1 protein-coding gene and 1 pseudogene are annotated in these 1274 nt (G+C 44.6%); both read left to right on the plus strand.

What is annotated here, in order from left to right; genetic code table 11:
* Nucleotides 1-457: pseudogene (locus AC1DWB_RS35515) on the plus strand (hypothetical protein); the annotation flags it as partial.
* 125 nt (nucleotides 458-582) lie between these two features.
* Nucleotides 583-1274 (plus strand): ArsB/NhaD family transporter (locus AC1DWB_RS35520; RefSeq protein ID WP_477545768.1); only part of this gene is annotated, 692 nt, incomplete at its 3' end.

The following is a 1274-nucleotide window of genomic DNA, read 5'->3' on the forward strand; positions in this document are numbered from 1 at the left end:
AGACAGCGTTGTATATATTAATGGAAGTCATATCAAAAGCATCAGCGAAGATACTGGAAACACAAGTGGCTATTATGGCACGCCGCCAAGACACAGCAAATCTGCTAACTTCGTGCAAATGTTGCAAAGCCTGAAGCATCAATTCGTGCAAATCAACCGTGGAGGTCCAGAGAAAATCGAAGGATTCGTGGCCGAGGGCACACAGGATTACATGCTGCTCGTGCTTAACCGGGAACTCATCCGCATCCCTATGTTCCACATCAAGAGCGTCAGCGTAATGACTAAAAGCAGCAAAAGCTCAGGTAATAGCAACAACAAAAGCAACAGCAACAAAAGCAACAGCAAAAACAAAAGCAACAAAAGCAACGGCAACAAAAGCAACAGCAAAAACAAGAGCAATAACAAAAGCAACAGCAATAAGAACTCAAGTCGAAACAACAACAAAAAGAAAAACTAGCTTATGCTTCTCAATCACCGTATAAGGGGGGATCTCGATGCAGCCAATGAATTCACCAGTAGTCACTTCTATTCCTGGACCTAATGACTCCATCGCTCTCCCCTACGGGATTGAGGCGAGTTCGAATGCCTGAACTTGCAATCGGCATAACCCTTACCGTCTTTAGTTTGACGGTTCTTTTTCTAATATGGCGGCCGGGCGGATTGAATGAGTCCGTCCCCCCCGCTGTAGGTGCTGGAATACTCATTGCATTTGGAATCATTTCTTTCTCGGATTTACCCGCTATATTCCAGGTCGTCGGCGACACATCGATTATGATCTTATGTACTGTCATCATGTCGCTTGTGCTGGACAGTATCGGATTCTTCCGCTGGTCTGCCTACAATGTCATCCTTCAGGCAAGAGGCTCGGGAATCCGACTATACTGGCTCATTCTCCTACTCTGCTTTCTTATGACGCTATTTTTTAATAATGACGGAAGTATACTCATCACCACACCTATCATTATTCAAATCGTCACAATGCTTAATCTTAAAAATAATCAGAAAGTACCGTATCTGTTATCCGGTGCCATGATTGCTATAGCTTCAAGCACTCCAATCGGCATAGGTAGTCTCGCCGATCTAGTTGCACTGAATATTGTCGGACTTAACCTGAATAGCTATACAAATCTAATGTTCGTCCCTTCTATGATGGGGATTGGGATGATTGCACTAATGCTCTTCCTCTATTTCCGGCGGATCATTCCCCACCGAATCACCTTGTTTCTCCCACCGGACTTTTCTCCATTTCCGGAGAGCATTCCCCCTGCTTATTA

The organism is Paenibacillus sp. P4_E11, assembly GCF_056401635.1.